Consider the following 24,902-nt stretch of genomic DNA (forward strand, 5'->3'; position numbering starts at 1 on the left):
AATGCATACATCTGCTAGGTTAGCGGCCATGGATTCCTCCTATGCGCTTCCGTGGGAATGCGACCACGCGTCCTTGGCCGAACGAGCCGCCGCCGAGGCAGCTCGGCGCATCGTGGAAGGGGAGCTCGCGTCCGGTCAGCTGGTGCGCGAAGCAGATCTCGCGGCAGCGACGAACATGAGCCGCACCCCGGCGCGCGAAGCCATGCTCCAGCTGGGGGCTTGGGGACTCGTCACCCTCGTCCCCAAGAAGGGTGCGCTGGTCACAGTCCTCACCGATGCCGAACGCCGCGACCTGCTGGCCGTGCGGATGATGCTCGAGACCACCGCCGCAGCGGAGCTGGGCAGCCACCCGGAGCGCACCGCCGGCCTCGTCGCTGCCCTGCGGGACCCGCTGGAGCGGCAGCGGGCCGCTCTTGACGCCACGGATCCGTTCGCATTCGCCGCAGCGGACTACGCCTTCCACGTCCGCCTCATCGAGAGCATGGGCAATGTCGTCGTCGCCGGAATCTGCGCCGATCTCGGCCCTCGCTTCGCTCGGCTCACATACTCCGTGGCCGCGAGCCGGCCCGACACCATGGCTTCGCTGCTGGCCGGGCACGAGGAGCTCGCCGAGCTCATCGATGCCGGAGACGTCACGGGCTTCAGCGCCCGCGTGCGCGAGCACGTCGCCGAAGGCCACGATCTCGGACGCGCCGGCCGGTGAGTGCCGTTCCCGTTCGCCCGTGGCTGCGAGTCGCCCCGGCCACATTCATGCTCGCCTGGGGCGGCAACCACTTCACTCCGCTGCTTCACGTCTACGAGACCATCGGTCACTATGCGCCGTGGCAGGCGAACCTGCTCCTGGGCATGTACGTCTTCGGCCTCATCCCCGGCCTCCTCATCGCCGCGGCGCTCTCCGACCGGCACGGACGCAAGGGCGTCTTCCTCTTCGGTATGGTCGCCACAGTCGTCGGCAGCGTGCTCCTGGCCTGCGGCCTCGACTCGTTCCCTCTGCTGTGCCTCGGACGGGTCCTCGCGGGCATCGGAGTCGGGGTGGCGATGTCGGTCGGCACTTCGTGGATGAAGGAGCTCTCCGCCCCGCCCTTCGACCTCACCGCCTCGGCGGTCGCAGGAGCCAGACGCCCCTCGCTGACTCTGACCACGGGCTTCGCCCTCGGCGCCGGCGTCACGGGAATCCTCGCCCAGTACGCGCCGGGACCGGCCCTTCTCCCCTATCTCGTGCACCTGGGCCTGAGCCTTGCGGCGCTGGTCGTCGCCTGCTTCGCCCCCGAGACCCGCACCGATCGCGCGCCTGCCGAGGGTCCGTGGTGGAGGGATCTGCGGGTGCCTGCCGCAGGTCACCGCCGTTTCGCCCGAGTGGTCGTCCCGGCCTCCCCCTGGGTGTTCGGGGCCGCCGGCATCGCCTACGCCATCCTCCCCGCGAGCGTCGAGCACCACCTCGGCGACAGCACGACCCTCTATGCCACCGTGCTCACCGTCGTCACCTTGGGCACCGGCGCAGTGGTGCAGACGATCACTCCGCGCTGGACATGGGTGGGTCGCAGCCGGGCGGTGGTGATCGCGATGACGGCGATGAGTGCGGGAATTCTCGCCGCCGTGATCGCCGCAGCTCTGCAGAGCCCCGTGCTCGGAATCGCCGTCGCAGCGTTCCTCGGCGGCGCCTATGGTCTGCTCGTCATCGCCGGTCTCATCCAGGTGCAGCGGATCGCGACCGCTGCGGACCTCGCCGGACTGACCGGGGTCTACTACGCCCTGGCCTATCTCGGATTCCTGCTGCCCACAGTGCTGGCAGCGCTGCTTCCGGTGATGAGTTATCCGGTGTCTCTGACCGTCGTGTTCGCCGTCTGCCTCGTCTGCCTCGGCGCCGTGACGGCGGGGTCGCGGCGCAGCTGAACGCTGCGCATCTGATCTTCCCCACCGCGGTGGACACCTCAGCGGGTGCGCAGCCAGTCCACGACGGTCACGGTCGAGAGCCTCGGAGAGTCCGGGATCAGCGCGTCACGGGAGACGGGCCCGGGGATCGAGATCGACTCCGCCCCGCCCGCAGGTGCCGGCTCAGTTCTGGTCGATGTTGATGTCGCCGGTCTCGGTGGTCACCGAGACCGGGATGACGCCCGAGCCCTCGGACTTCGTCCCCTTGGAAGCATCGTACTTCTCCAGGTCTTTGACCAGGGAGACCTCTCCCTGGGTCGAATCGGCGGAGATCCGGTAGAGCAGTTCCCGCGAAAGGTCCTTGGCCGGGGCCGGAGGCGCACCTGCATCGTTCCCTGCGCCCTGGCCGGATGCGGCTTCCGCGGCCATGCTGGCGCGGGCGGCGTCGAGGCGCGGCAGGTGCAGTGAGATGTCGCCATTGCCGGCCTTCGCCACGATCCCGGCCAGCGGCGCCATCTCGTTGGAGAAGTCGAGCGTGATCTCCCCGGTGGCGGTGGTGGCGTCGACACGGTCGCGCACGCCGAGGTCGCTGCCGTCGATCGAGCCCGCCTCGGTTCTGGCTTCGAGAGTCCCGAAGGTTCCGTAGAGATCGGTCGAGCCCCAGTTGGTCGAAGTGCGGACTTTGTCGGCCGAGCCGTTGATCTCGATGTCGCCACCTTCGCTGCGGCTGGCGATCTCGCGGTAGTCCCCCGCGATGTCGATGCTGCCGAATCCGCCGTTGAGGTCGAGCTTGAGCTCCTGCGAGGTTGTTGCGGGCACGACCACCTCGATGCGCGGGGATTCGACGCGGTCCAAGTCATCGACGGAGACTACCGCCGAGGATCCGGCCTCTCTCACGTCCAGCCCCGGGGCCTGCCCGCGGGGGCCGGTGCCGGTGAATCTGACGGAGGGGGCGTCGGTGCCGGCGGTCTTCACCTCGATATCGGCACCGGAGTCGAGGGAGATCTGCAGATCCGTCAGCGAGGCCGGCAGCGGTTCGGTGACCTCGAGCTTCCCGTAGTTGAGACGGGAGGCGCCGTGAGCGACGGTGATGCCGACGGGGATGAGGAGGACGATGATCGCCGCGATGACGATGAGAGCGCGCAGGCTCGATCGGGTGGAGGGGTTGAGCTGAACTGTGGCAGGCATTCTATGCTCCGAGGAAAGTGAGTACGGCAAGGACTCTTCGGTTGTCCGAAGTGTCGGCGGTGAGGCCGAACTTGGTGAAGATCGAACTGATGTGCTTCTCGACGGCACCGGCGCTGAGGTAGAGGGTGCCGGCGATCGCAGCGTTCGACTTCCCCTCGGCCATGAGCTGGAGGACTTCGAGTTCGCGCGGGCTCAGCGTTCCCAGCCCGTCGCGCTTGCGGGTGCGCACGAGGATCTGCGAGACCACCTCGGGGTCGAGGACGGTCCCTCCCGAGGCGACCTTCTCGACAGCGTCGAGGAAGTCCTCGACGTCGGCGACGCGGTCCTTGAGGAGGTAACCGAAACCGCCGGTGTTCTCCGCGATGAGTTCGGAGGCGTACTGCTCCTCCACGTACTGGCTGAAGACGAGAACCTTCACCTCGGGGTTCTGCTTCCGGATGAGAACGGCGGCGCGGATTCCCTCGTCGGTGAATGTGGGCGGCATCCGCACATCAATGATCGCGAGGTCCGGCGGCGTGGTGTTGATGACGGCGAGGAGCTCATTGGCGTCTGCCACGGCCGCGATCACTTCGTGGCCGGCATCGATGAGGAGCCTTTCGAGTCCGGCTCGCAGGATGGCAGAGTCTTCGGCGATCACGATGCGCATGGCACCTCCACAACTACAGTAGTCGGCCCGCCGGTGGGGCTGGTCAGGTTCAGTGTTCCACGAGCAGCCTCGACGCGGTCGACGAGTCCGGCGAGGCCGGTGTGCCGTCCGGAGCGGTCGATGCGGGCCTCGCCGCGACCGTTGTCGGTGACGACGATCTGGACCGCATGGTCGATGGGGGCGATGAGGACGCGGGCGTGGGAGGCGTGCGCGTGCTTGGCGATGTTCGTCAGGCACTCGGCGACGACGAAGTAGGCGACAGCTTCGGCCTCGCGTTCGATCCGCCCGTCGAGGCGGACGTCGACGTCGACCGGGATCGGCGAACGCCCGGCCAGGGCGGACACTGCGGCGTCGAGGCCGCGATCGGTGAGCACTGCGGGATGGATGCCGCGGGCCAGCTGGCGGAGTTCGTTGACGATTCCCTTCGCCTCGGCGTGGGCTTCGGAGACGAGCTCCTTGGCCCGCTCCGGGTCGGAGTCGATCTTCGCCTTCGCCATGCCCAAGGTCATGCTCAGGGCGACGAGGCGCGGCTGGGCTCCGTCGTGGAGGTCTCGTTCGATGCGCAGCCGTTCCGCGGCGGCAGCTTCGATCCCGGCCATCCGGGCGCGGTCGAGTTCGGTCACTTCCTCCTGCAGGGCGGCGGTGCGCGCCGGCGGCAGGAGGCTGCGGTCGAGGGCCCGGTCGAGGTACGGAGCGAACCACAGGATGGCGAGCGAACTGCCCAGGACGATGAGGGCGCCGACCGCGACGCCGACTCGGCCGAGCCCGCCGGCCGGCCCGCCGAGGAAGAAGGTGGTGACGCCTTCGGGGTTGATCGCGCCGAAGATCGCGAAGATGGAGGCACAGATCGCAGCGACGGTTCCGCCGACGATGACTCCGCCGAGCAGCATCTTGAGGTAGTGGTGTGCGGTCGAGCGCCAGAAGGAGCCGGACTTCACGAGCAGCCACAGGTTGTGGATGAACCGGGTGAAACCGGGTTCACGGTTGTTGCGCATCCGTGTCGGGACGGGGATGCCGTCCCCGTAGACGAGCTCGGCCCGGTAGCGTTCGAACACATTGGCGCCCTGTTGGACGATGACCCAGCCGACGAGCGCGAGGACGCCGAGGCCGAGAGCGAAGATGCCCCCGATTCCGGTGAACAGCAGGACCAGCGGGATCCAGGCCCAGATCACGGCCATGATCGCCGACAGGAACAGGTTCGCCACCCCGACGACGCCGATGCTCTTGCGCGGCCATTCGATCGGCCCGTCCGCAGGAATCTCGGTGACGCCCTCATGAGTCAGCGGCGCCGATCCGGTCACCGGTGCGGGGACGAGGTCCTCAGACCGAGTCCTCCGCCGCCGAGGTGACTGAGCGACTGGCATCGGCTGCGCGGGTGATTGCTGGGCGGGCTGGGGTGGGTACGGCGGTTGAGCCGGGTGGTTTACTGGTTGAGCCGGGTGAACAGCTTGCTGGGGGTGAGTCTGGGGCTGAGCCGGGTGGGACGCCTGAGCCGGGTAGTTCGTTGGTTGAGTCGGCTGGGTCGCGAGGACCGGCCGGGCTGCCTGCAGCGGTGGCTGCTGGGGCTGAGCAGGCACATGGGGCACGGACTGCGCAGCCCGCGGGTACTGCCGAGTGTCCTGTTGAGGATGCGTCGGGTACTCGAGGGTGGGGTCCGTCGGGTGTCCACTCCGGGACTGCGTCGGGTACTCGAGGGTGGGGTCCGTCGGGTGTCCGCTCCGGGACTGCGTCGGGTACGCGAGGGTGGGGTCGGGATGCGTGCTGTCCTGGGGAGTCTGCTCTGGGTGCGCGGGCTCTGGGTGCGCGGGCTCTGGGTGGGCCTCGGTGGTGGAGGTTTCCGCGAATTCGGAGCCCTGCGGCTGCGCCTCCGGCGGATTCTCGGGGGTCTTCTCACTCATACCCATTACGCTACGCCGACCGCTCGATGGCCGACAGCAAGATGCCCACCAACCCCACCTCGGGTTTTCCTCCGCGAACGGCGTCACACCCGCTTGCCGTCAATTCGCCCCGCCGGCTCGTATTCACCGCTTCAGCTCAGCACAACGCCTCGCCGGCTCCAACTCAACCCACCGGCTCAGCACAACGCCCCGCCCGCTCCAATCCCTACCCGTGCAACACGAGGAATTGGAGCCAGCGGGGCGTGAGGGCACAGACCCGCATTGAGGCGCAGGCCCGCATTCAGCCTTCACCACTTATCCGTGTCAGACTCCCGCCAGGACCAGTTGCCCAGTCCTGACGCTCCATGGATACAGTGCGTCCGCCACGCCTGTGGCCGTAGTCTGGTCAGCCTGAGATGCGGACAGCCTGCACGTTGGCGAACTCCGCGACGCCATAATCGGCGAGTTCGCGGCCATAACCGCTGGCTTTGATGCCACCGACCGGCAGTCGGGGATCAGAAGCCGAGATGGAATTGATGAACACCGAACCGGCGCCGATCTGCTCGGCCACGCTCTCAGCACGTGCTGTGTCGCGGCTCCACACAGCAGAGCTGAGCCCGTACTGGGTGTCATTGGCGATTGCGATCGCTTCGTCCTCGGTGTCGTAGAAGGTCACAGCTCCCAGTGGTCCGAAGGTCTCTTCTCGGAGCAGTGGCGAGTCATTGTCGGAAACCGTGACCAAGCCGGGAGCGAACCACGCGCCCGGTCCTTCAGGACGGGCAACCTCGGCGAGGATCTTGTCCCCTGCCGCAAGACCGCGCCGGCGTTGGTCGTCGAGTGCGTCAAGCAGATCGAAACGGGCCAGTGGTCCGACCGCGACCTCGGCATCCATCGGGTCACCGACCGTCATGGTCTCCAGACTTGCCTGCAAAGCTGCGGTGAACTCGTCCTTGATCGCCCGGGGAACGATGATGCGCTTGGCTGCGATGCACGACTGTCCGTTGTTGAGGAACCGCGACTTCACTGCCGCCGCGGCGGCAGCTTCGATGTCGGCATCGTCGAGCACGATGAACGGGTCCGAGCCTCCGAGTTCGAGAACGCACTTCTTCAATGACGCTCCGGCGGCCTGAGCGACAAGGGCACCGACCTGCTCGCTGCCGGTGAAGGTCACGGCAGCGATCCGCTCGTCTCCGATCGTCTCGGAAGCACGTGATCCGGGCAGCACCACGGTGTTCATGACGTTCTCGGAGAACGCTTCGCGGAACGCCTCCTGCACGGCGAAAGCACAGCCAGTGACGGATTCGGCATGTTTGAGCACGACCGTGTTGCCGACTCCGATCGCGGGAAGCATCGCGCGCACGACCTGCCACCACGGGTAGTTCCACGGCAAGATCGCAAAGACGACGCCGAGCGGACGCAGATGCACCTTCGCCGTGTCGGGGGCGACGTCGATCACCCGCGGTGTGAGCATCTCCGGAAGATGCTCGGCGTAGTACTCGCAGGTGCTGATGCACTTGTCGATCTCTCCGCGCGCCTGCCCGATGGGCTTGCCCATCTCGGCCACGATCTGCGTGGCGAACTCTTCGCGTCGCGAGGTGAGGATCCCGAGGAGAGACGTGATCCCGGCGATGCGCTCATCGATGCGGGTCCGGCTGAACCGGCCGAACGCGCCCCGGGCACCGGTGAGGATCTCGTCCAGCTCGGTCTGTGAGGTGTAGTCGTACTGGCTGATCTCTTCCCCGGTGGACGGATTGATCGTCCTGATTCCGGTCCCCGTCTTCACAGGCAGGCTCATTCCGGAACCTCCGCGCCCTGTTCCAGGCGGGCAGTGAACCAGGCCTGGAAACGATTTGTCAGCGTCACCGGGTCAACGAGCAGCTTCGGAATGTCAGCAGCATTGCCCACCTCGATCTTCACGTGCAGGAAGGTCGGACCGGCGGTGGTGAGCAGGCGTGCATACTCCGAGCGCAGGCTCGCCTCGTCATCGGCGAGCCCCACCGTCCAGCCGGCCGCCCCGGCGAGTGAACCGAGGTCCACCCGGTCGGCATAGGTCGGAATGGATGCCGTGGATCCGTAGACCTGATTGTCGAGCAGAATGATGAACAGCTTCTCCGGGGCGATGAATCCGCCGGTGGGCAGCACGTTCGGGTTCATCAGCAGGGAGCCGTCACCCTCGAGGCCGACGACCTTGGGCAGGGCCGAATCCCTGGCAGCCAGTGCCAGACCGGTGGTGATCGATCCGACCAGACCCATGGCATCGAGGACGTAGAAGTGATTGTCCCGGTTCTCCACCGACGCGAGCTCACGGCTGGTCGCCGCGCAGGTCACGACCAGCGGCAGCTCGGCGGTGAGTTCATTGATGTGCTGCAGCGCTTCGATTCGACGCATGTCAGGCTACCTTTCCGTCGGTGTTCCAGAACGAGCCCAGAACCACGACCGGGCGGTAGGTCATCTTCGCGTGGTTTCCCGCCTCGGCGACAGTGTCTTCCCAGTCCTGGACCGAGGACCGACGGTCGAGCTCGAGGACCGGCAATCCGATCGACTCGAGGATCCGCGGCACCGGATGGCTGATCGAATGGATCATGGAGTTGTATTCGCCGAGGCTGCCGCGCGTGTTGGCGAAGATGAGCAGCGGCAGGTGGTAGGACAGGGAGAACGTTGTCAGCGCGGTGAGGCTGTTGCCGAATCCGTTGTCCTGCATGACCACAGCACCGAACTTCCCTGCCAGGGGCAGGGCGCCCAGCACACCGACGGCTTCCTCCTCACGAGACAGCGGAGTGACGTGCTCGGAGCGACCATCAGCACCGCCATCAGTTTCGATGAGTCGGCTGATGACGGGCGCTACGCTCACCGATGGGACATACCCGATCAGGTCGGCACCGGAACGCCAGATTCCATCGGCGGCGGCCTGTGCATAAGTCTTCGAACTCATATCTGCCTTTCTTGATCTTCATTGACGGTCGAGGATCGACCGGTGAATCTGCGGATGAAACTCCACTCTTGGTACTGGATCTTCGGAACGAGCCTCAGGGACGATGAGGCTCACATCGCCCGCCTGAGGTCTGTCCACTTGTGCCCGGTCTGCCAAGCGACCTTCGAGGGGCTCAGAGCCTCCCCTGGTCAGACCGCTGAGGTCACCTCACGACTGACCATCTCCCGGTTGACGGCATACTGCGGTTCTCGTCCCGACAGCGCCTCGTGGATCTGCGCGGCCGCGGCATTCCCGACGTCGATCATCGACCGATCAGACTGCCCGGCGATGTGCGGTGTGACGACCAGTCCGGGAAGGTCGACGGCGATGCGCGAATGAGGAAGCGGATCATTCATGCTCACCGCTTCGCCTTCGATGACATCGAGCCCGGCGTACAGGCGGCCCTCTGCGATCTCGTCCTGCAGTGCGGCTTCGTCGATCAGCCCGCCCCGGCTCGTGTTGACGATGATCGATCCGTCCTTCAGTCTGCTCAGGGAATCGGCATTGATCATGTGACGAGTCTCGACGGTGAGCGGGACGTGCAGCGTGACGACGTCGGATGATTCGAGCAGTTGATCCAGCGCTGTCAGGCGCACGTCCTCGTCTGTGATGTCCGAGTCGCTGAGGATGGGATCGGTGACTACGATCGACATCCCGAAGCCGCGAGCAATGGTGGCGACCCGACGCCCGATCCGGCCGTAGCCCACGATTCCGATGGTCTTTCCCAACAGCTGGGTCCCCACCAGCCGTGGTTTGGCCGAATGCCATTCGCCGGCCGCGACTGCGCGCGCGCCGTCGACGGTCTTCCGCGCTGCGCTGAGCGCGAGGGCGAAGACGTGCTCTGCCACGGCGGGGGCGTTCGCTCCAGGAGTGATGGTCACCCAGATCTTCCGCGCCGAGGCGGCCTCGAGATCGACATTGTCAAAGCCGACTCCGTGGCGGGCGATGACCTTCAAGTGCGGTGCCGCATCGATCATCGCGGCGGTGATGTTCTCGCTGCGCACCAGGACGGCATCGACCTCGGGGGCCACCTCGGCCCAGGTCCTGGCGTCGTGGCCGTAGGCCCGGCAAACGGTGTATCGGGATCGAAGGTCCGCATACACCTCGGTGGCAATGGGGTCTGTGATGTAGACGGTCGGCATGGATTGGCCCTTCCTGGGTGAGAATGATCTGCCAACGGGTGGCAAGTGAACTGCGGCTGCCCGTGCTGCTGGAGATGGAACCGGGTGCCGAGGCGACGCAGTGCTCGGCACCCGGTTGGCAGAGTGGAGATCGAGAGTGGCGTCGGATCAGTGTGAGCAGACTGGACGGAACGCGCCCTGCTCATAGTTCTGCGCCACGGCGTCGAGCAGTGCGCTCGATCGACCGCTGGCGTTGACCATGGCGATCACTTCGCGCACTTCTCTGCCTCTGCGCTCGCGATGATCCGGGTGGGTTCTCACCATGCTGTCCATGATGGTGGTGAAGCTGCCGGTTTCGAAGTCACCGAAGATCCTCCGGTAGTCGTCGCCCAGGTTGTACTCCGCGGCGATCGTCTGGGCTTCGCAGGCCAGCGCCTCCAGGCCCTTGGTGACGATCGAGCGCACAAGCTTGAGCCTTGCGGCTGCCCCCGCTTCGCTGTTCTCCGCTCGGAGCAGTGACGCTCCGCTCGCGGAGATGAGCTGCTGTGCGGCTCCGGACGGGGTGCCGGCGATCGCCAAGGGTGTGCTCAGACCACCGGCCGCGATGGCACCCAGGATGGTGACATCGACGTAAGAGCTGCCGTGCGCAGTGCACCATTCGGCAATGCTCCTCTTGCCCTCCGGCCCATTCGACGAGAAGTCGAGGATCTCGGCAGGTCCGGCGGTTCCGTCTGGTCCGAAGGTCGAGCGAATCGCCGTCTCCGCTGTTCCACCGCTGACGAACACCAGGACGATGTCGCAAGCGCCGAGCTCGCTGGCCTCCGATGCCTGACTGAAGGGCGAGACATCGATATCCGCTGGTTCGAAGACTGTCGGCGTCATGTCGAGGGTGTCCCACGGGATGCCCCGCAGCCACGCGCTGCCGACCATGCCTGCGCCGAGGATTCCTACAGTTGTCATATTCTTCTGCTTTCGTGAATGATGGAGCTGCTGCGCTCAGGCGATCGTCGCCGGGGCCTTCTTCGCCTTTGTCCGCTTCATCGCCTTGGCGATCATCGGCCACACCAAGGTGAGGACGATCATGATGATGAGGACGACGGAGATCGGCCGAGTGAGGAACGACAACCAGATATTGTCGTCTCCCACGATGGTCATGGTCTGGCGAAACCCTCGTTCGGCGATCGGGCCGAGTATGAGTCCGAGGATCACCGGGGCGGCACTGATGTTGAGGACGCGCAGACCGTAACCGACGAGGCCGAAGACGAGCATCATGACGACGTCGAACATCGAGTTGCGGATTGCGAAGGCACCGAGCACGGACAATGCGATGATCACCGCGACAAGGACTCCGACCGGGGCATCGGCGACCTTGACGACGTAGCGAGCGATCGCCAGTCCGACGACTCCCATGAGGAGTGTGCCGATGATGAATCCGACGATGATCGAGTAGGTCTCCACGGCATCTTTGGTGAACAGCTCGTGTCCGGGGACCAGCCCCTTCATGATCAGTCCGCCGAGGAGTATCGCCGTAGCCGTGCTGCCTGGGATGCCCAGTGTCAGGGTGGGAATGAGCGCACCGCCGACCACGGCATTGTTGGCGGATTCCGGTGCTGCGATCGCTGGGTAGTGGCCGGTCCCGAATTTCTCCGGGGTCTTGCTCGCCCGTTTCGCCTCGTTGTAGGAGATCCATGAGGCGATGTCACCACCGGCGCCGGGCAGGATGCCGACTCCGGTGCCGATGAAGCCTGACTTGATGATGGTCGGGGTGATGCGCATCCATTCTTTGAAGCTGAGGTTGGACTTGCGCAGACTGGTTTCCTGTTTCGGGATCTCCTTGCCGCTGTCGGCGGGAGTGCGCAGCAGGACGATGAGCTGTGCGACTGCGAAGAGGCCGATCATGGCCGGAATCATCTGCACACCGGACTGCAGGCCCTGGACCTCGAACGTGAGGCGTTGGGTGCCGACCATATTGTCAATGCCGACAAAGCTCAGCCCGAGGCCGAGCAGCGCGGCGATGATGCCCTTGAGCAGGGAGGTCCCGGCCAGACCGCCGATGACAGTGAGCCCGAAGAGCGCGACCCAGAAATACTCCTGCGGACCGAAGACCAAGGAGATCCTGGCCAGCAGCGGGGCGAAGAGAATCAGCGCGATCGCACTGAGTATTCCTCCGGCCATCGATGAGACGGTGGCGATGATGATGGCACGATAGCCCAGACCCTGCCGGGTGAGTGGATAGCCGTCGAGGCTCGTCGCCGCATTGGCCGGAGTGCCCGGAGTGTAGAGGAGGATTGCGGAGATCGTACCTCCATATACGCCGGCAGTGTAGACCGTGACGAGCAGGATGAGTCCCGGGATGGGATCCATGAGGAACGTGACCGGAATGAGCAGGGCGATGGCCATAGTTGCCGAGAGGCCGGGCAGTGCCCCGATGACGACGCCGATGACTGTGCCCAACAGGATCGAGAGCAGACTGGCGAGCTGAAACACTTCGCCGATGACATCAATGAACATCGGGAACACCCCCTCCTCCGATTGTTATGCACGCGATCACAGCAGAACTCCTTCGGGCAGTGGAACATTCAGCTGCAAGGTGAAGGTCAGGTAGACGATGGCGGTGATGACGATCGGCACGCCCAGACAGAGGATGATCTTCCGAACCCCGAGTGCAAGCATGAGCCCGATCATGAAGAGGATCGTCATCACATAGAACCCGACAACAGGGATGAGCGCGACATAGGCGATGGTGGCCCCAGCGAAGATGAGCACGGGCCTGACCTGTCCGCCGGCACCGGATTCAGTTTCTTCGTCGGCAGGTGCCTGCGCCGGATCAGCGGACCTGGAAGCTTGAGCGGCTCTCCTGGCATCTCTGGTTCCGACAACGTAGTTGCGAATGATTTCGATGACGCCGATGACGATGAGTGCCCAGGCGACGCTCTTCGGGAACAGTGCGGACAGTTCAGGAAGGTCTGAGATGCTGACGAACATCACAACTCCGGCCAGGAACCCGGCTAGTCCGATATAGCTGATTCTGTTCTGCATGATGTCAGCTCCATCCCAGCAGGTCTTTCAGTCCTTCGATCTTCTTGTCCTCTTCGAGCATGAGGTTCTTGTAGTCGTCGGGTCCCTGGTAGTTGATGGCCAAGCCCTGCTCGTCCATCACTTTCTTGTGCTCTTCTGATTCGATGGCCGCCCGGAATGCGTCAGACAGCTTCGTCTTGATATCGTCCGGCATGCCGGCAGGGGCCCCGACACCACGAGATGAGCTGCCATGGACCGGTCCGAAGCCGGATTCCTCGACCGTGGGCACGTCAGGCAGGAACTCCGAACGCTCCTCGGCCAGCACTCCTACGGTTTTCAGCTCTCCCTGGTCATTGGGTTGGAAGGCCTCGCCCACATTGTTGAAGAGGACATCGACGTGGCCGCCGAGGAAGGAGGACATGCCTTCGGACGCGCCCTCGGTATGGACGATCTTGAACTTGGTGCCGAGTTCCTTGTTCAGCTGCAGAGCCGAGATGTGATCGTCACTGCCCACACCGGTGGACGTCGTCGTCAGCTCGTGGGTCTTGGCATACTCGATCAGCGACTTGAGGTCGGTGAAGCGGTCTTCGTCATTGCGGATCGAGATGGCACCGGGATCGGTCACCTGATTGGCCAGGAATGTGAAGTCGTCGATCGACTTCTCTCTCCCGAGCTCGGGGTTGATGTATCCGGATTGCAAGTTCGGGGTGTTCATATAGGTCAACGTGTATCCATCTGGATCTTCGCTGAGCACATGTTCCCAGGCCACCCACCCTCCGGCTCCCGGTTCATTGACTACCTGGATCTCCGCACCGTCACCGAGTTCCTTCTCGACCAGGGGCATGAGTTGGCGAGCACCGAGGTCAGTGCCGCCGCCGGCTGCGAAGCCGACGATGACCTGAATGGGCTCGGAGGGAAACGCACCGGCACTCTCGGGTTCGCCCGACCCGCAGGCAGTGAGCGTGAGGCCCAGAACTGAGATTCCGGAGATGGCTGTGGCTAGTCGTGTGTGCTTCATGATTGTCCTTCGTTAGGTGAGACTCGTGTGTGCTTCAGATGTGAACTGCGCCGATGCGGCTCATCTGTTCGGCCACCCATGGGCGATTGAATTCGCCGGTGGCGGTGATGGATTCGATGATCGTGGCTTCTTTGTCCATGACTCCGTCAACTTCGACGGCGATGTCATCGGCGTCATCGGCCGGGACGACTGCCAGTCCGTCAGCGTCGCCGATGACGATGTCGCCCGGGTTGACGACGACTCCCCCGCAGGAGATGGGGTAGTTGATCTCTCCGGGGCCATGCTTGTACGGCCCATTCGGGTTGGTGCCTCGCGCGAAGACCGGGAACGGGCACGCGGAGCTGATGTAGTCGAGGTCGCGGACATACCCATCGATGACGACACCGCCGATGTTCTTGGTCGCCAGATACTGCAGCATGAGCTCACCGATCACGGCGCGCCTGCTGCTGCCTTCAGCGGAGACGACGAGGACCTGACCTGCTGTCATGGTGTCCATGGCGACATGGATGAGCAGATTGTCGCCCGTCGGAACCTTGACGGTCACTGCCGGACCGCAGAGTCGGTGGTCGTTGAGCGGAACAAGATCGCCATCCAGCGAGTACAGACGCTGCATGGCGTCGCCGACATTGGCGACGGGCGCTGCAGCCAGACGGCGCAGAGTCTCCTCCTTCGGTGTCGGAATTGTGATGTCCTTGACGCGGTTGCCTGCTGATCCCATGGTTTTCCTCTTTCGTGGAAGTGCGGTTCTGTCAAGTGCTTAGTGCTGTGACTCGGAGAATGCGGCGAGGATGATGCCGATTCCGGCATGGCGATCAGCTCCGAATCTTCGTGGTCCTCAGGGGGCTCGAGTTATGACGTTATGTGAGCCGCATTACCCTCGTCCAATGCAAAAACAGCCACCACCGCATAACATGGTGGTTATGCGATGGTGGATACGAGGTTCCGGAGATGAGTGACGCGCTGAGATATCTGCAGACCATCGTCGAGCACGGGAACCTGACTCGGGCGGCAGACGCCTTGTTCATCAGCCAGCCTGCACTGAGCAGATACATCGCCCGGCTTGAGGCGACCGTGGGAGTCACTTTGATCGATCGCTCCGCTCAGCCGCTCGTTCTCACTGCCGAGGGACATCGCTACAGCGACTACCTGCTTGCGGCAGAGAAGCTGCGATCCTCAATGGAGGCTGACCTCAGAGGTATGGGGCAGCTGAGCGGTGAAACTGTTCGCCTGGGTGCCACAGGGTGGCGGACCCTGACGCTGATTCCTCAGGTGATGCCGGAAATCCTCGAAGTCTGGCCAGGATTGAGCCTCAATCTCTACGGGCTCTCCAACTCCGACCTTCTCAGTGGGGTGCGGGCAAAGAAGCTCGATCTGGCCGTGATGTACACGGGCCAAGCAGGGATCGGGGTGCATTTCGACAAGATCATTGACGAACAGGTGCTGTTGGCAGGCAAGTCTGTCGAAACTCTGCTTGCAGGACAAGAACGAGGTGCCGTGGTTCCTGCAATGCAGCTGAGGGCCTTTCTGCAGACCGAGCGGCTCATACTCATGCACCCCGAGCACAACCTCGGCGCGGTCACCCGAGATTTCCTCACCAAGCTGGGTGTCAGACTTCGGCGGGTGATGAATGTCAACAGTGTGGTGCCGATGATCGATCTGGCGGTCGCGGGCGTCGGCGTGACGTTCGTCCCGGACTCCATGGCCACTCGGTCCGAATATGCCGAGGTGCCCTATGTACGCATCCAGCATGAGGATCTCATACAGGAGATCGGTCTGGCCTGGCCGGCCGACAAGGAACCGAACGGACCCACCCGTCACCTGGCCGACGCCCTGGCCCGAGAAATCCGCCGGGATGCCGAAGTCGGCTGAGTTCGCTCGAGCCGCGAACTCAGCAAATCGATCGGCACAGCATCGTGGCCATCGACCTTGGCCCGATAGGCCCTACCGCGGCTTCCAATGTCCGGGAAATCACCCCTTAACCTGGTCAGCCCAGGTTAAGGGGTTGAATTCCTGTGTCGCCAGGAGGCCTTCGTGCCTGATTCAGGCACAAGGCAGCGTGTCTGAACGTCAGGCGCCGGTCAGGGCATCAGCCTTCACGCTGAGAGCAGACTCGCCTGGAGCCGCCTCGGCAGTCGTCGCCTCGGCAGTCGCCGCCTCAGCAGTCGTCGCCTCAGCGGTCGCCGCAGCGGATCCCGCCTCGCTCGGCGCCGGCTCGGCACGCCCCGCCTCGGCGGACTTGGCGAATGCGGCCTCGAGGTCAGCGAGGATGTCATCGATGTCCTCGATGCCGAGCGACAGGCGGATGAACCGCGGCGAGATGCTCAGCTCGCAGTCCGCCACGGACAGGTGGGTCATCGTGGCCGGGTGGTCGATGAGGGACTCGACTCCCCCGAGCGATTCGGCCAGGGTGATCAGCTCCGTGCCGGAGACCAGCGACAGGGCCCTGGCCTCGGTGTCCGTGCAGAAGGAGACGACACCGCCGAATCCGCTCATCTGCCTCTTCGCGATCGAATGACCCGGGTGGGACGGCAAGCCCGGGTAGTACACCTCGGCGATCTCGGGACGGCTCTCCAGCCATTCGGCAACGATCTGGGCGTTCTCGCAGTGCTTGGCCATCCGCAGCGGCAGGGTCTTGATCCCGCGCCGAGTCAGCCAGGCGTCGAACGGGGAGATCCCCAGCCCGACGGAGGCCAGGTGCTCACTCAGACGGTCGATCACCTCGGCGGCGCGGGGGCAGGTGGAGCCGTCTCCGGCCAGCACGGCACCCCCGATGACATCGGAGTGGCCGTTGATGAACTTCGTCGTCGAGTGGATGACGACATCGGCCCCGAGTTCGATCGGGCGCTGCAGAAACGGCGTGGCGAAGGTGGAGTCGACGGCGAGGATGGCGTTCGCGGCGTGGGCCAGCCGGGCAGCTTCCTCGATGTCGATGATGTCGAGGCCCGGGTTGCTCGGGGTCTCGACCCAGACGATCGCGGTCTTGTCGGTGATCGCCGCGGCCAGCTCTGCCGTGTTCGTGAGATCGACGGTGCGGATCGTCACGCCCCAGCGCTGGTACTCGTTGACGAGCAGTCGGTAGGTGCCGCCGTAGATGTCGCGCGGGATGATGATCTCGTCGCCCGGGCCGAGCAGTGCGGAGAAGACCGCGGCCTCGGCGGAAGTTCCCGAGTTCACGGCCGCCGCGAACGTCGCGCCTTCCAGTTCGCACAGCACCTCTTCGAGGTCGCTGCGGTTCGGGGTGCCCGTGCGCGCGTAGTCGAAACCGGCGCGGGTCTCTCCGGGAGTGTCCATCTGAAAAGTCGACGTCTGGAAGATCGGAGCGACGACCGACCCGGTGTGTGCCTCGGGGCGAGCGCCGGCATGGATTGAGCGCGTCGAGATTCCGGTCGGGGTGGGGTGCGAGTCAGCGGCAGTCGTCGTCGACACCTGCTCACTCGGCGGCACGCGGTAGCTCACGGCGGGTCCTTTCTCACTGGGCTCTCCGACATCGCTGCCGAAGTACCACCAGTCTGGACCGGGGTCCTGCCCAGGGGAGGCATCTCTGACCCGGAATGTCACGGCTCGTCATGTTTCGACTTGTGCAGTCGCCAGGCATCTTCACGAGGCGCCCTGGGTCAGGTTCTCGACCGTGTCCTGTCACCTCGGGTAGGGACTCAGGCGCGAGAGACCCAAGTGCGACAATGGCGGCAGGACCCACAGCGAGGAGCACCGACCATGTCCACGATCGCCTTCGTGACAACCGACCTGCCGATCATCGGCGCACCCATGGCCGGGGGCACGACAACCCCGGAACTCACTGCGGCCGTCGCCCGCGCCGGCGGCTTCCCCTTCGTCGCCGGCGGCTACCTCACCGCCGAAGCACTCGCCGCTCAGGTCGACCGGATGCGCGAGACGACCGACAACTTCGGCGTCAATCTCTTCGCCCCGAATCCGGTGCCTCTTGATCGCGCGGCCTTCGACGCGTTCGTCGCCACTCTCGAGCCCTTCGCCGCCGAACGCGGCATCACCCTCGACCCTGAGCCCGTCAACGACGACGATCACTACGCAGAGAAGATCAACCTCCTCATCACCCATCCCGTTCCGCTGGTCTCGACGACGTTCAACCTTCCCACCGCCGAGGTGATCGACCGTCTCCATTCCGTCGGCACCCAGGTCGCGGCCACGGTGACGACCGCCGCGGAGGCAGACACCGCCCGCGAGCGCGGCGTCGACGCCCTCATCGTCCAGGGTCCACGGGCCGGAGGACACACCGGAACCGCAGATCCGACGCGGCAGATCGAGGACCGGGCCACCGTCGATCTGGTCCGTGAGATCCTCGCCGAGGTGGATCTCCCCGTCGCCGCCGGCGGCGGGGTCGACAGTGCGGAGGCGGTCGAGGAGCTGCTGGAGGCGGGGGCGAGCGCCGTCGTCATCGGGACGCTGCTGCTCCTGTCCGACGAAGCGGGCACCTCGGCGATCCATCGCCGGGCCCTCCAGGACAACGCATTCGCGGAGACCAGACTGACCCGCGCATTCACCGGCCGACCGGCACGGGCACTCGCCAACGACTTCATCCGCAGGTTCGACGGCCTTGCCGTCGACGCCTACCCGGCGGTTCACCACCTGACGAAGGAGTTCCGTGCGGAGGCCAAGAAGTCCGAGGATCCGCAGGCACTCCACCTGTGGGCCGGCACCGGATACCGGCGTGCGAAGGAAGGGTCGGCCGAGACGATCATCAAGGAACTCGGAGGGCCGTTCACGCGGGGATGATGAGAGACTGAATCATCCTCCGGTCACCGTGACAAAGGACTGACTCCCCATGGACACCGTCTCCCACGCATTCTTCGCACGACGACTCAAACGCGCGATCGTGGTGACGATGATCGTGTCGTTCAGTGTGGCCGCTGTCGGCGGAATCATCGTGCTGCTTTCAGACGTGTGGTCGGAGACCGCCGGCCAGGTGCTCGCCACGACAGTGATCACTGGTGTCATCAGCATCGCCGTGTTCTGCGGGGCAATGCTGGTCGGCAGACCCGTGCAATGGTTCGGGATCCTCACGGTCTCCGTTTCGGTCTGCGCCCTGGTCCTCCTGCTCGCACTCGTCTGGTACGACGTCATCTTCGAGAGCATCGGCTGGGAATGGCTTCCCACAGCATCGATACTCACCGCAACGGGGGCCGTTTCGTCCCTCATCCTGCTGCTGGTGCGGCACAGATCATTACTGGTGCAGATCGCACTCGCCATCACCCTCGCGCTGGTCGCCCTCGGCACCATCGTGACGCTCATCATGGTCTGGGTGGAAGAGGCCTCCGCTACGGATTGGTTCGTGCGACTCGTCGGAATCGTCTGGATCCTCGCCGCACTGGGCATCGTCGTCGTCCCGGTGTCCTCCCTGCTGCTGCGTCAATCGGCCCAGCCAGGACCGGAGGCGATGGGCCCGCCCTCGCCGAGCTCTCCCGCGCAATCACAGCAGGGCGGGCAGTCGCAGGGCGAGCTGTCGCAGGGCGGGCTGTCGCAGGGCGGGCTATCGCCGAGCTCTCCCGCGCAATCACAGGAGGGCGGACTGTCGCAGGCCTCGATGGACCGCATCAATTCCGCTGCGGGCGCCGCCGGAATCACCCCGGACGAACTCATCGAGCGGCTTCTCGGCACCTCAGACTCCGACGCCTGTGACGGCTCCCACGACCCCGACGGCCCCAACGACCCCGACGGCCCGGATAACCGTGACGACTCGGACAGCCCGGATGGCCCCGACACTCCGGCCTTGCCGCGCCCATAGCCGCTCACCTCGACCACCGAACGGTTCGACGCACTCACCCGATATCGTACGAAGTCCTTCAGCGATTCCGTGTACGCACTCTTGCGCTTCGAACGCCGGCTTCCGACTCCCGGCTCCCTATGATCGAGTCAGGATGATCTAGTCGGGCGACCGACCCGATCGGTCGTTGTCCGGCAGCGCCTGCACCACCTCGACGAAGGAGTCACGAATGCACCAGTCACCCCAGCCCTGGGTCCCGGCCGGCAGCCGAGCGCGCATCGAGGAGATCGCGCACACCCACCTCGGCGAGGGTGCGGCGCAGCCGCCGGGGGTACCGATGGCCGAGGTCGTCGACCGCATCGAGGGACTCATCGCGGCCTCCGATGCACTCCACGATGAGGAGGCCTTCAACCTCAATCCCGCCTCGAACGTCCTCAATCCGCGGGCCGCTGCACTCCTGTCCAGTGGCGCAGGGCCTCGCACCTCACTCGGCTACGCCGGTGACAAGTATGAGATGGGGCTCGAACACATCGAGCAGGTCGAGGTCATCACGGCGGAGCTGGCCGCGCGACTCTTCCACGCCTCCTTCGCCGAGGTGCGCGTGCCCAGTGGTGCGATGGCGAACCTCTATGCGTTCATGGCCACGTGCGTGCCCGGTGACACGATCATCGCCTCTCCGGCCGCGATCGGCGGGCACGTCACCCATCACGCGGAAGGGGCTGCGGGTCTCTACGGTCTGCGGACGGTCGGTGCCCCGGTCGACGCGAGCGCCTACAGTTACGACCTCGACGCCCTGGCAGACCTGGCCCGCGAGGTCAGGCCCCGGCTGATCACGATCGGCGGATCACTCAACCTGTTCGAGCATCCGGTGGCCGCGGTGCGGGAGATCGCCGATGAGGTGGACGCTCACCTGCTGTTCGACGCCGCACACGTCTGCGGGATGATCGCCGGGAAGCAGTGGGCCAACCCCCTCGACGAGGGCGCCCACCTGATGTCGATGAGCACGTACAAGAGCCTCGGCGGTCCCTCACGCGGACTGCTGCTGAGCAACGATCCCGGACTGTCCGAGCGCATCGACCGCATCGCCTTCCCCGGGTTGACCGCGAACTTCGACGTCGCCGCCGTCGCCGCACTCGGGGTGACGCTGGCGGACTGGATCGCCTGCGGCGAGGACTATGCCGCCCAGATGCGCGCGTGTGCCCAGGCGCTGGCGGCAGAACTGGCCGGCCTGGGGGTCCAGCCGTACGAATGCGCGCGCGGCTTCACCGACTCCCATCAGTTCGGTCTCCTCGCCTCCCCCTACGGCGGTGGCACGACAGCCGCCCGCACGCTCGAGAAGGCCGGCTTCCTCACCTCAGGAATCGGCCTGCCGGTCCCCGAGGTCCCCGGTGATCAGAACGGCATCCGCATCGGCACCCCGGAGATCGTGCGCCGGGGCATGAGCGTAAACAACATGCCGCGCTTGGCGTCGCTGATCGCCCGGGCGCTGGAGGCCGGAGGGGCTGACCCCGCCGAGGCGGCCCTGCGCGCGATCGCGACCGAAGTCTCCGCGTGGCGCAAGGAATTCGCCGGGGTGAGGTTCACCGTGTGAGCTCAGATCATTTCGGCTGCATGCGGATCGCGCCGTCGAGGCGGATCGTCTCGCCGTTGAGCATCGGGTTGGCGATGATCGATTCGACGAGCTGAGCGTATTCGGCGGGCTTGCCCAGCCGGGCCGGGTGCGGCACGGACCTACCCAGGGACTCCTGCGCCTCGGCGGGCAGTCCGGCCATCATCGGGGTCTCGAAGATTCCCGGCGCGATCGTCATCACGCGAATCTGCGTGGACGCGAGTTCCCGCGCCATCGGCAGGGTCACCGCGGCCACCGCGCCCTTCGACGCGGAGTAGGCGATCTGCCCGATCTGCCCGTCGAAGGCGGCGACGGAGGCGGTGTTGATGATGACGCCGCGCTCCTCGCCTTGCGCGTCCTGCTGCTGCATCGCGGCAGCGGCGAGGCGGCAGACGTTGATCGTGCCGATGAGGTTGATGCCGACGACCTTGGAGAACGCGTCCAGGGGCAGCGGGCCACGCTTGGACACAAGCTTGCCGGGAGTCGCAACGCCTGCGCAGTTGACGACGACCCGCAGATCGCCGAGGCCGGTCGCCGTGTCGACAGCGGCCTGGACCTGCTCCTCGTCCATGACATCGGCGGCGACGAAGTGGGCGTCGTCCCCGAGTTCGGACGAGACCTGCTCACCCACCTCGGCGTTGAGATCGACCATGACGACCTGCGCGCCGGAGGCCAGCAGGCGTTCGGTGGTGGCCCGGCCGAGGCCGGAGGCGCCGCCGGTGACCAGGGCGACAACGTTGTTGAGATCCATGAGTGTCCTTGGGTCGAGACTGAGTGATCGTTCTTTCACTCAGACTCTAAAGCACGGAAGTGGTCCGGGTCACCCAGGGAGCGCGGATCGCACGAAAGTGCAATGTTTCGCGGAGCGGGCGCTCCGCACGAGGTGCACCTTCGATCGATCACTGCACTTTCGGCGATCGGGGACGGTCAGGCGGCTGCTTCGTCCTCGGCTGTGCCCTCGCGCACCGACTTCAGCGCCTCGCCCCAGGCGACGATGTCGGAGATCATCGACGCGAACGGAGCAGCGGACACCTCAGTGGGGGTGAACTGACCGTCGGTGACGTCGGTGAAGATGCTGAAGGAAGCCTGGTCGCGGACGACGGCGAGCTTGTAGTTGGCGAGGATGTGACGCAGGTGCTCGGCGGCGCGCACGCCCTTGTCAGCGCCGTAGTTGACGATGCCGGCGACCTTGTGGTTGAACTCGCTCGCGACGAAGTCGAGGGCATTCTTCAGCGACCCGGAGATCGAATGGTTGTACTCGGGGGTGACGAAGATGAAGGCATCGAACTCGTCGAGCTTGGCACCCCACCCCTTGGTGTGGTCGTTCTGGTACATCCTGGCACCGGCAGGGATCACCTCGTCGAGCAGGGGGAGGTCGAAGTCGCCGAAGTCGACGACCTCGGCGCGCACGTCCTCGCGGCCGGTCAGCTGCTCAGCGACCCAGGCAACGATCTGGGGGTTGAGCGCCTGAGGGCGGGAGGTTCCGGGGATGATGGCGATGTTGAGCATAGTCGTCCTCTGTTCGTCGAGTGCTGCTGAAGTGGGCTCGCTGGCGTCGGCGCACAGCGCCGGTCGCCCGCATCGAATCCAACCTGATTGAAGGATCAACTATTCCGCTCGCCAGAAGTGAGTTGGGGCACTCAGTCTCGGCGGGAGGGAGTGGACGGCACTCGACCGGCACCGCATCGACGGGACCGGCAGGCGGGACCAGCCGAGGCTTTCCGCGACATTCCGGCCCACCGCGCTGGGGACTTGTTGTATTGTCGACTGGCAAGTGAGTGATTGTTCGATACCCAGCCCAAGGAGAACCGGCACCGTGCGTTCAACAAACGGCCGCAACAACATCCTCCGCTCGGCGCGCGACACGTTCGCCACCAAGGGCTTCGACGGCGCCTCCATCCGCGACATCGCCCAAGCCGCGGGCCTGAGCCTGTCCGCGCTCTACTACTACTTCCCGTCCAAGCAGGACGCCCTGTACGAGCTCGTCCACACCGCTTACTCCTGGTACATCGAGCACGGGCAGACCGTGATCTCCGAGGCGGGCGATGACGTCCTCGATCGATTCGCCGCATCGGTGCGCTACCTCGTCCGCTATCGGATCGAGAACGTCTCGGTGTCGACCGTGCTGCTGCGCGACACCGAGCGCCTCGAGGGCGAGAACGCAGCTGCGGTCAAGACGCTGCAGCGCCAGGCACGTGCCGTTCTCGGCGATGTCATCGCCGCAGGCGTCGACGCCGGCAGGTTCACGGTCGACGACCCCCAGCTCGCCACGCGCGCAGTCCTGTCGATCTGCAACTCGCTCTCGATCTGGTACCGCCCGACCGGCGAGCTGACCCCCGAGCAGATCGAACGCGACTTCACCCTCTATGCCCTGCGCATCGTCGGAGTGGAACCCGACCCCGAGGAGCTCGACCGCCTGCTCGAGCTCCCCATCAGCCAAGCCGGGATCCTCGACTTCATCTCCGACCCCCAGTAGCAGGCTCACCCCTCCGCGGACCCGACCCGTGCCCGGTCCCGCAGTTGCGGACCTGCCCTCAGAACCGAACCGGGAGTCGACCGCACGGAGCTGCGGACCGCAGTCAGACCTCGGGCTCGCGCAGCGCTCGGGCCAGTTCACGACGCTGGGCCTGCTCGACCGGATCCGGGACCGGCAGGGAGGCGATGAGCCGCTTCGTGTAATCACGGCGCGGAGATCCGAGCACCTGCTCACCTGTTCCCTCCTCGAGGAGTTCCCCGTGGTAGAGCACTCCGATGCGGTCCGCGAGCATGTCGACGACCGCGAGGTCGTGGCTGATGAAGAGCGCCGCGAAGTCGAACCGGTTCTGCAGCTCGACGAACAGCTCGAGCACCTTCGCCTGCACGGAGACGTCGAGAGCGGAGGTCGGCTCGTCGGCGATGAGCATCTCCGGGTCGAGTGCGAGCGCCCGCGCCAGCGAGGCCCGTTGCCGCTGCCCACCCGAGAGCTCGTGCGGGTATCGCGCCGCATACTCGGCCGGCAGCTGGACGGAGTCGAGCAGATCGAAGACCTTGGCCCGTCGATCCGCGGGGCCCATCTCCTTCCGGTGGATCACGAAAGGCTCGGCGACGCACTCCCCGATCGTCAGGTGCGGGTTGAACGAGGCCGCCGGGTCCTGGAACACGAAGCCGATCCTGCGCCGGACCGCGGAGAACCCGCGCTCCCGGAACCCCACCATCTCATGGTCGAGGACCCGCAGCGAACCTCCGCTCGCCCTGGTCAGACCGGCGATGGCCCGACCGATCGTGGTCTTGCCCGACCCCGATTCCCCGACGAGGCCGTAGACCTCACCTGCTCGGATGTCGAAGCTCACGGACTTCACTGCGTGGAAGTCCGAGCGGCCGAATCCGCCGGGGTAGACGATGTCGACGTCGCGTGCGACAACGACCGGTGCTCTTGTGTCCGTGCGTCCCTCCCCCGCCGAGGCGGTCCCGTTCGCAGTCACCTCCCCCGCCGAGGCGGTCCCGTCCGGGGCGCGACCTTCCGCCGAGGCGGTGCGGACTTCGGCCCGGGCCTCCTTCCGGCTTCCCGACACCGTCGAGCCCAGCCTGGGCACAGCCGCGAGGAGGTCACGCGTGTACTGCTCCTGAGGGTCGGTGAACAGCTGCTTCACCGGCGACACCTCGACGAGGTCGCCGCGGTACATCACCGCCACCCGATCGGCGAGGTCCGCGACGACTCCCATGTTGTGGGTGATGAGGACGGAGAGATCCACTTCACATCATACGCACAGGTAACAAAATAGGTGAACTCGGTCACAGGACGGGGGCGAGCCCGCCGCCTCGGACTGCCCGCCGAGCGCCGAGAAGGGGCATGAGTACCACAGATC

Annotated in this window: 22 protein-coding genes and 2 pseudogenes; 8 read left to right on the forward strand and 16 right to left on the reverse strand. The window is 65.4% G+C overall.

The genetic code is table 11. From position 1 onward, the window contains the following. The first annotated feature begins 28 nt into the window (after window positions 1-28). Complete coding sequence (locus RIT73_RS15120) at window positions 29-703, forward strand: GntR family transcriptional regulator (RefSeq protein ID WP_309132923.1); 675 nt, start codon at window positions 29-31, stop codon at window positions 701-703. Further along, window positions 700-1,893 (forward strand): MFS transporter, encoded by a 1,194-nt coding sequence (locus RIT73_RS15125; protein ID WP_309132924.1) that lies wholly within the window; start codon window positions 700-702, stop codon window positions 1,891-1,893. The genes RIT73_RS15120 and RIT73_RS15125 overlap by 4 nt, the downstream gene beginning before the upstream one ends. Before the next feature lie 162 nt (window positions 1,894-2,055). On the opposite strand, the gene RIT73_RS15130 is transcribed toward RIT73_RS15125, so the two are convergent. The 12 genes from RIT73_RS15130 to RIT73_RS15185 all read right to left on the reverse strand — a co-directional run bounded on the left by RIT73_RS15130 (window position 2,056) and on the right by RIT73_RS15185 (window position 14,429). After that, a complete protein-coding gene (locus RIT73_RS15130) occupies window positions 2,056-3,060 on the reverse strand; it encodes a DUF4097 family beta strand repeat-containing protein (RefSeq protein WP_309132925.1) in 1,005 nt (334 codons plus the stop codon). 1 nt (window position 3,061) lies between these two features. Further along, window positions 3,062-3,706, reverse strand: coding sequence for a response regulator transcription factor (locus RIT73_RS15135; protein WP_309132926.1), 645 nt, complete (start codon window positions 3,704-3,706; stop codon window positions 3,062-3,064). After that, the gene (locus RIT73_RS15140; RefSeq protein ID WP_309132927.1) at window positions 3,694-5,604 is read right to left on the reverse strand and encodes a histidine kinase; all 1,911 of its coding nucleotides are present in this window, start codon (window positions 5,602-5,604) and stop codon (window positions 3,694-3,696) included. Before RIT73_RS15140 ends, RIT73_RS15135 begins: the two co-directional genes overlap by 13 nt. A gap of 385 nt (window positions 5,605-5,989) precedes the next feature. After that, window positions 5,990-7,378: an aldehyde dehydrogenase family protein gene (locus tag RIT73_RS15145; RefSeq protein WP_309132928.1), complete on the reverse strand. Its 1,389-nt coding sequence runs from the start codon at window positions 7,376-7,378 to the stop codon at window positions 5,990-5,992. Continuing rightward, complete coding sequence (locus RIT73_RS15150; RefSeq protein WP_309132929.1) at window positions 7,375-7,971, reverse strand: thiamine pyrophosphate-dependent enzyme; 597 nt, start codon at window positions 7,969-7,971, stop codon at window positions 7,375-7,377. Before RIT73_RS15150 ends, RIT73_RS15145 begins: the two co-directional genes overlap by 4 nt. A 1-nt stretch (window position 7,972) precedes the next feature. Next, window positions 7,973-8,515, reverse strand: a complete 543-nt coding sequence (locus tag RIT73_RS15155; RefSeq protein ID WP_309132930.1) for a thiamine pyrophosphate-binding protein — start codon at window positions 8,513-8,515, stop codon at window positions 7,973-7,975. Between the two features lie 188 nt (window positions 8,516-8,703). Next, a complete protein-coding gene (locus tag RIT73_RS15160) occupies window positions 8,704-9,696 on the reverse strand; it encodes a hydroxyacid dehydrogenase (protein WP_309132931.1) in 993 nt (330 codons plus the stop codon). A gap of 147 nt (window positions 9,697-9,843) precedes the next feature. After that, entirely contained in the window at window positions 9,844-10,635 is a 792-nt protein-coding gene (locus RIT73_RS15165; protein ID WP_309132932.1) for a DUF1932 domain-containing protein, read from the reverse strand. A 36-nt stretch (window positions 10,636-10,671) separates the two neighbouring features. Continuing rightward, entirely contained in the window at window positions 10,672-12,186 is a 1,515-nt protein-coding gene (locus tag RIT73_RS15170; protein WP_309132933.1) for a tripartite tricarboxylate transporter permease, read from the reverse strand. 36 nt (window positions 12,187-12,222) lie between these two features. Beyond that, a complete protein-coding gene (locus RIT73_RS15175) occupies window positions 12,223-12,714 on the reverse strand; it encodes a tripartite tricarboxylate transporter TctB family protein (RefSeq protein WP_309132934.1) in 492 nt (163 codons plus the stop codon). A 4-nt stretch (window positions 12,715-12,718) separates the two neighbouring features. After that, window positions 12,719-13,711, reverse strand: coding sequence for a tripartite tricarboxylate transporter substrate binding protein (locus tag RIT73_RS15180; protein WP_309132935.1), 993 nt, complete (start codon window positions 13,709-13,711; stop codon window positions 12,719-12,721). 34 nt (window positions 13,712-13,745) lie between these two features. Further along, window positions 13,746-14,429, reverse strand: coding sequence for a methyltransferase (locus RIT73_RS15185; RefSeq protein ID WP_309132936.1), 684 nt, complete (start codon window positions 14,427-14,429; stop codon window positions 13,746-13,748). A gap of 230 nt (window positions 14,430-14,659) precedes the next feature. Here RIT73_RS15185 and RIT73_RS17255 point away from each other — a divergent pair. Beyond that, window positions 14,660-14,830: pseudogene (locus RIT73_RS17255) on the forward strand (LysR family transcriptional regulator); the annotation flags it as partial. Window positions 14,831-14,908: 78 nt separating this feature from the next. Beyond that, window positions 14,909-15,580, forward strand: coding sequence for a LysR family transcriptional regulator substrate-binding protein (locus RIT73_RS15190; protein ID WP_309132937.1), 672 nt, complete (start codon window positions 14,909-14,911; stop codon window positions 15,578-15,580). Window positions 15,581-15,778: 198 nt separating this feature from the next. On the opposite strand, the gene RIT73_RS15195 is transcribed toward RIT73_RS15190, so the two are convergent. Beyond that, complete coding sequence (locus tag RIT73_RS15195; protein WP_375295019.1) at window positions 15,779-17,167, reverse strand: trans-sulfuration enzyme family protein; 1,389 nt, start codon at window positions 17,165-17,167, stop codon at window positions 15,779-15,781. Between the two features lie 258 nt (window positions 17,168-17,425). Here RIT73_RS15195 and RIT73_RS15200 point away from each other — a divergent pair, with 258 nt between their 5' ends. The 3 genes from RIT73_RS15200 to glyA all read left to right on the forward strand — a co-directional run bounded on the left by RIT73_RS15200 (window position 17,426) and on the right by glyA (window position 21,039). Beyond that, window positions 17,426-18,460 (forward strand): nitronate monooxygenase, encoded by a 1,035-nt coding sequence (locus RIT73_RS15200; RefSeq protein WP_309132938.1) that lies wholly within the window; start codon window positions 17,426-17,428, stop codon window positions 18,458-18,460. 49 nt (window positions 18,461-18,509) lie between these two features. Next, the gene (locus RIT73_RS15205; protein WP_309132939.1) at window positions 18,510-19,469 is read left to right on the forward strand and encodes a hypothetical protein; all 960 of its coding nucleotides are present in this window, start codon (window positions 18,510-18,512) and stop codon (window positions 19,467-19,469) included. A gap of 208 nt (window positions 19,470-19,677) precedes the next feature. Then, on the forward strand, window positions 19,678-21,039 hold the full coding sequence (gene glyA, locus RIT73_RS15210; RefSeq protein ID WP_309132940.1) for a beta-eliminating lyase-related protein: 1,362 nt from the start codon (window positions 19,678-19,680) through the stop codon (window positions 21,037-21,039). A gap of 7 nt (window positions 21,040-21,046) precedes the next feature. On the opposite strand, the gene RIT73_RS15215 is transcribed toward glyA, so the two are convergent. Both RIT73_RS15215 and RIT73_RS15220 read right to left on the reverse strand, forming a co-directional pair. Beyond that, a complete protein-coding gene (locus tag RIT73_RS15215; RefSeq protein WP_309132941.1) occupies window positions 21,047-21,808 on the reverse strand; it encodes an SDR family NAD(P)-dependent oxidoreductase in 762 nt (253 codons plus the stop codon). A gap of 176 nt (window positions 21,809-21,984) precedes the next feature. Continuing rightward, window positions 21,985-22,566 (reverse strand): NAD(P)H-dependent oxidoreductase, encoded by a 582-nt coding sequence (locus RIT73_RS15220; protein WP_309132942.1) that lies wholly within the window; start codon window positions 22,564-22,566, stop codon window positions 21,985-21,987. Window positions 22,567-22,873: 307 nt separating this feature from the next. Here RIT73_RS15220 and RIT73_RS15225 point away from each other — a divergent pair, with 307 nt between their 5' ends. Further along, window positions 22,874-23,533, forward strand: coding sequence for a TetR/AcrR family transcriptional regulator (locus RIT73_RS15225; protein WP_309132943.1), 660 nt, complete (start codon window positions 22,874-22,876; stop codon window positions 23,531-23,533). Between the two features lie 103 nt (window positions 23,534-23,636). Here RIT73_RS15225 and RIT73_RS15230 read toward each other — a convergent pair. Further along, window positions 23,637-24,776, reverse strand: a pseudogene (locus RIT73_RS15230) (ABC transporter ATP-binding protein); the annotation flags it as partial. Between the last annotated feature and the right edge of the window lie 126 nt (window positions 24,777-24,902).

Source organism: Brevibacterium sp., from assembly GCF_031179145.1.
GTDB lineage: Bacteria > Actinomycetota > Actinomycetes > Actinomycetales > Brevibacteriaceae > Brevibacterium.

Coding starts and splice junctions, on each gene's coding strand:
- glyA (WP_309132940.1), top strand. CDS start 19,678: ATGCACCAGTCACCCCAGCCCTGGGTCCCGGCCGGCAGCCGAGCGCGC.
- RIT73_RS15120 (WP_309132923.1), top strand. CDS start 29: ATGGATTCCTCCTATGCGCTTCCGTGGGAATGCGACCACGCGTCCTTG.
- RIT73_RS15175 (WP_309132934.1), bottom strand. CDS start 12,714: ATGCAGAACAGAATCAGCTATATCGGACTAGCCGGGTTCCTGGCCGGA.
- RIT73_RS15190 (WP_309132937.1), top strand. CDS start 14,909: ATGGGGCAGCTGAGCGGTGAAACTGTTCGCCTGGGTGCCACAGGGTGG.
- RIT73_RS15135 (WP_309132926.1), bottom strand. CDS start 3,706: ATGCGCATCGTGATCGCCGAAGACTCTGCCATCCTGCGAGCCGGACTC.
- RIT73_RS15155 (WP_309132930.1), bottom strand. CDS start 8,515: ATGAGTTCGAAGACTTATGCACAGGCCGCCGCCGATGGAATCTGGCGT.
- RIT73_RS15200 (WP_309132938.1), top strand. CDS start 17,426: ATGTCCACGATCGCCTTCGTGACAACCGACCTGCCGATCATCGGCGCA.
- RIT73_RS15170 (WP_309132933.1), bottom strand. CDS start 12,186: ATGTTCATTGATGTCATCGGCGAAGTGTTTCAGCTCGCCAGTCTGCTC.
- RIT73_RS15145 (WP_309132928.1), bottom strand. CDS start 7,378: ATGAGCCTGCCTGTGAAGACGGGGACCGGAATCAGGACGATCAATCCG.
- RIT73_RS15185 (WP_309132936.1), bottom strand. CDS start 14,429: ATGGGATCAGCAGGCAACCGCGTCAAGGACATCACAATTCCGACACCG.
- RIT73_RS15180 (WP_309132935.1), bottom strand. CDS start 13,711: ATGAAGCACACACGACTAGCCACAGCCATCTCCGGAATCTCAGTTCTG.
- RIT73_RS15160 (WP_309132931.1), bottom strand. CDS start 9,696: ATGCCGACCGTCTACATCACAGACCCCATTGCCACCGAGGTGTATGCG.
- RIT73_RS15130 (WP_309132925.1), bottom strand. CDS start 3,060: ATGCCTGCCACAGTTCAGCTCAACCCCTCCACCCGATCGAGCCTGCGC.
- RIT73_RS15165 (WP_309132932.1), bottom strand. CDS start 10,635: ATGACAACTGTAGGAATCCTCGGCGCAGGCATGGTCGGCAGCGCGTGG.
- RIT73_RS15220 (WP_309132942.1), bottom strand. CDS start 22,566: ATGCTCAACATCGCCATCATCCCCGGAACCTCCCGCCCTCAGGCGCTC.
- RIT73_RS15205 (WP_309132939.1), top strand. CDS start 18,510: ATGGACACCGTCTCCCACGCATTCTTCGCACGACGACTCAAACGCGCG.
- RIT73_RS15140 (WP_309132927.1), bottom strand. CDS start 5,604: ATGAGTGAGAAGACCCCCGAGAATCCGCCGGAGGCGCAGCCGCAGGGC.
- RIT73_RS15215 (WP_309132941.1), bottom strand. CDS start 21,808: ATGGATCTCAACAACGTTGTCGCCCTGGTCACCGGCGGCGCCTCCGGC.
- RIT73_RS15150 (WP_309132929.1), bottom strand. CDS start 7,971: ATGCGTCGAATCGAAGCGCTGCAGCACATCAATGAACTCACCGCCGAG.